Source organism: Pseudooceanicola sediminis (assembly GCF_003575965.1).
Taxonomy (GTDB): domain Bacteria; phylum Pseudomonadota; class Alphaproteobacteria; order Rhodobacterales; family Rhodobacteraceae; genus Pseudooceanicola; species Pseudooceanicola sediminis.
This window is the reverse complement of sequence record NZ_QWJJ01000034.1, coordinates 1-3,512: the sequence shown is the minus strand read 5'-3', so window position 1 is coordinate 3,512 and position 3,512 is coordinate 1. Positions and strand designations below refer to the sequence as shown.

The 3,512-nt window shown below is 63.7% G+C and carries 5 protein-coding genes and 1 pseudogene; all 6 read right to left on the bottom strand.

What is annotated here, in order from left to right; all coding sequences use genetic code 11:
• On the bottom strand, positions 1-373 hold a 373-nt coding region (locus DL237_RS20280; protein ID WP_158585699.1), incomplete at its 3' end, for a TrbG/VirB9 family P-type conjugative transfer protein.
• A complete protein-coding gene (locus DL237_RS20275; protein WP_119400790.1) occupies positions 370-1,017 on the bottom strand; it encodes a virB8 family protein in 648 nt (215 codons plus the stop codon). The genes DL237_RS20275 and DL237_RS20280, both read right to left, overlap by 4 nt.
• A gap of 14 nt (positions 1,018-1,031) precedes the next feature.
• Positions 1,032-1,829, bottom strand: coding sequence for a type IV secretion system protein (locus DL237_RS20270; protein ID WP_043754623.1), 798 nt, complete (start codon positions 1,827-1,829; stop codon positions 1,032-1,034).
• Positions 1,826-2,992 (bottom strand): lytic transglycosylase domain-containing protein, encoded by a 1,167-nt coding sequence (locus DL237_RS20265; RefSeq protein WP_119400789.1) that lies wholly within the window; start codon positions 2,990-2,992, stop codon positions 1,826-1,828. Before DL237_RS20265 ends, DL237_RS20270 begins: the two co-directional genes overlap by 4 nt.
• 4 nt (positions 2,993-2,996) lie before the next feature.
• Positions 2,997-3,212: a hypothetical protein gene (locus DL237_RS20260; protein ID WP_114964030.1), complete on the bottom strand. Its 216-nt coding sequence runs from the start codon at positions 3,210-3,212 to the stop codon at positions 2,997-2,999.
• Positions 3,209-3,512: pseudogene (locus DL237_RS20255) on the bottom strand (type IV secretion system protein B4); the annotation flags it as partial. The gene DL237_RS20260 and the pseudogene DL237_RS20255, both read right to left, overlap by 4 nt.

Here is a 3,512-nt window from a genome sequence, read left to right as displayed (position 1 = left end):
AATGCGGCGTCTCCCGGGCTTCGACGACATGGAAGTAGTAGGAGCGGCGGTTGGTGTAGACGGTGATGTTGGTGGCGACGCCAGATGCTGTCGGCTTGATGGCGAAGGCACGGCCACCCGGGACACCGTCGAATTGAAACCCGACCGTATCGCCGGCGATGATCGAGCGGATGGTTTCGCCCTCACCAAATTCGACTGTGGTGACGCGGGTCAGGGTTGTGACGACACGGTAAATCTGGCCTTCAGTCCAGGTCGCCACGCGCACGCGATTGTCGTGAGAGCCTGGGCGGGGCGTGGTCTCGGCCAAGGCAGTCGTTCCCGCGAGCGCGAGAAATCCGGCAGCCAACAGCGTAGTGATTGCAGTGTGAGTCATTCGGAACGGTCCGATCGGATGGCATATTGGGTGACGGTGAAACCGAAAGGGTTTTGCCAGACGTCGTCGATCGCGCGGGTCCGCTCCGGCCGGAATTCGAACATCAACGTGGCAGTGAACGATCCATCTTGTACCCCTTGCGGGCTTGTCAGACGCTTTCTGAGCCGGACCTGGGCGCGGTTTTCGCCAATAAGGGTGATCGAGGCGATCTCAACGGCCATCTCGGCGGTAGCTCCGTATCGCGTCGGCGGATAGCTCTCCTGCCCAGATGTCCACATGGCGCGCATGCTGGCCTCGGCTCCCCCGGAAGACTGTGACAGGACACGGCGAACACGAAGATCGTTGCCGAGCTGGTTGTAAGTCTCGCGGTCGAGAAGGTAGCGGTAGATTTGAGCCTCGATCACGGCTGGCCGTTCGGCAAGGGACACGGTTTCGACCGTGGCATTGGGGAGCGCCATCCCGGTCGCGGGATCGTAGGGCACAACCACGGGAGGCGGCGTTTCGACCATCAGCGCGACAGCCGCAGCCGTCAAACAGCCGAATACGCCAAAGCCTGCCCCGGAAAGGCCGATCATCCGCCAAAGCTGTTCCCGGCGCAGGGCACCGTAGACAAGTTCCTCTTCCACGAGTTCGCGCGCGCTCATCACCCCTGCCCCACTCACGGCTCAAGATCCGGCAAGGTGAAGTCCATGTAGCGGCGCTCTTCGGCAACGGTGGCGGCGTCAACCACGCCTGCATTGCCTGCGCCGAGGGTTTGGATCGCTTCCAGCTCCCACATCCGGGTCATGGCGATGGCGAGTTCCGCCGTGACGCGAGTGTTATGATCCATCGAGGCTTTGAGATCCTCCATGTCCGGGATCATCTCGACCAGACGTTCCACCCGTTCGAGAGACTGTTCCGCCTCTGCGTGGCTGTTCTGCGCCGCTGCCGACATCACAGCCCCTGTGGTTGCCCGCGTGGCCACGCCTTCAGCGCCCGGATTGCCACTGGTGGCGATTTCGCGGAGTGAATCTTCGTCGAACCCGGCGCTTGCCAGCGCCTGTTCCATCTGCGTGCGCATGGGCCCAGCATTGGGCCCGATAAGAGCGCTCCAATCGCCCGCCTGGATGCCTCGGATCAGACTGGGGATGTCTTCGAAGTTGGCTTGAAGCAAGGTGTCGAGGTCCCCGCCCATGGCGAGCCCGAGGATGCTGCGCGGCCCGGTGAGCGAGGCATACATCTCGTTCAGCTGATCGAGCTGGCTTTGCAGCATGTCCAGTTGCTCCAACGCATTGTCCAGAAGATCGGTCTGGATCCCGAAATCCTGCAGCATCTGCTGAAGCTGGCGGATTTCCTGGGCAATGTTCTGGGTGTCCACCGTGGGCACACCCTGTGCCGCGGCAGGTCCGGTGACATTGAGGGCAAGCGCGAGAGCGATGCTACCGGCGAAAAGGGAACGGGGCAGGCGCAGGTTCAACGCAAATCCTCCTGACTGAAATCCATGAATTGCCGCTCGGCAGCCTGGGCCGCCGCCAAGGCGATCTGCTCGGCACTGAGTGGCTCGGTTCGGGCGGCCTTGATCCGGGTCCGGATTGCGACCAGCCGGGCCAGTTCGGCCCGGGCATAGGTGTTGAGCGCGATGGCCTCGTGGAGATCCTCGGTCTCGCCAATGCGGGTGATGATGTCCTGAACCCGCAGGGCGGCGGCACGGACCGAGACCAGCGAATAGTCGCCATAGACCCCTGCGCCGTGGGCCGAGAGGCTGAAACTCGCGTTGGCGAGGAGCACAGGGTCGATGGTGCCGAGCGCATCGATGCCGCCTACGGCCGCGAGGTAGCTGTTGTACTGCTGCGGGATCACCACGACATAGTGCTGGGTTTCCGCGAAGGGCGGCACACCGCCATAATCCTGCACATTGCCCGGCCCGGCGTTATAGGCGGCGAGCGCATGGATAATGTTGCCATCGAACATGTTCAGCATTTGTGCGAGGTATCGCGCACCGCCGGTGACCTGCAGATAGGGATCGTCGTAATAGGCTGGGTAGATCCCGAGATCGCCCGCGGTACCGGGCATGATCTGGGTAAGTCCGAAGGCCCCCACGGGTGAGCGTGCCCCAATCTGGAAACGGCTTTCCTGCCAGATCAGCGCCTGCAGAAGGCAGCGCCATTGCACGAGCGAAAGGCCCGCGCGGCCGACTCCGGGCAGACTATGGGTGTCGCGTGCTGCGCGGATGATCAGCTCCTCGATCCCTTCCCGGGCATCGCCAAACATCCGCGCCGCCGCTGGATTGGTGTCCTCGGGCGCATAGAGGCTGGCGGCGGCGCTCTCGACGTCATCAACCGCCCCCTGCCCCGCCTCAAGTCCGGCGACGGTACCAGCCACATCGCCCGAGCCGAGGGACATGGCATCCATCAGCCCTTCGAGGGAGGCGAGTTGCTGGCGCTCGATTTCGGCCAGTTCCTCCTCGCGGCTTAGCCGGTCCTGCTGCAGTGCCAGGTCCCGATCGGTCTGCTCAAGGATGGCCTGCCGCTCTGCGAAGAGGCGCAGATCGAAGGTCGGCACGCCTTGGGCGACCGCTGGCCCCAGTGTGGGACCTGCCAGTGCAAAGCCGATCATCGAGAGAGGAAGCCAGGTCCGCATTGGCTCAGCCGCCCGCCCCCAAGAGGACGAAATCGCAGGACGTGTCGCGGCGCGTGACCTCCGCCCCCATGGTTGAGAGCGTGGCGGTGGCGGTTCCTGCCTGCGCAGGAGCCTCGCGAAAATTGAAGCAGTTGGCTTGCGGGGGATTATGCTGTGCACAGGCTGTCAGGGTCAGGCCGAGCCCGAGCAGCACGACGCTGCGAATGATGGTACGGGTCATGTCACTCTCCAGAAATCAGGACGTTCGCGATAATCGGCGCCGACAAGCGCTTCGCCCTTCTCCATTCCGCCAAGGATGGTCACGAGCGGGCCGAGCGCGCTGAGATCGGCATCGATCACGACGGAACCCCGGTCGTCGCGTACAAGCGCGAGCCGCGAGGCCGAGCCGACGCCCAGAAGCACGTCGAGCTCTTTCTCGGTCAAGCCGAGCATCGCGTAGTCAGCGGCGGAAGCACGAATGTTGGGCAAGAGCACCTGCGTCGGCACCGCTTCCACGATGGTCTTGCCGGTGCGCGTGCGC

Excerpts from the sequence above, each read along its gene's own strand:
- DL237_RS20275 (WP_119400790.1), bottom strand. The coding sequence starts at position 1,017 with ATGAGCGCGCGCGAACTCGTGGAAGAGGAACTTGTCTACGGTGCCCTG.
- DL237_RS20265 (WP_119400789.1), bottom strand. The coding sequence starts at position 2,992 with ATGCGGACCTGGCTTCCTCTCTCGATGATCGGCTTTGCACTGGCAGGT.
- DL237_RS20260 (WP_114964030.1), bottom strand. The coding sequence starts at position 3,212 with ATGACCCGTACCATCATTCGCAGCGTCGTGCTGCTCGGGCTCGGCCTG.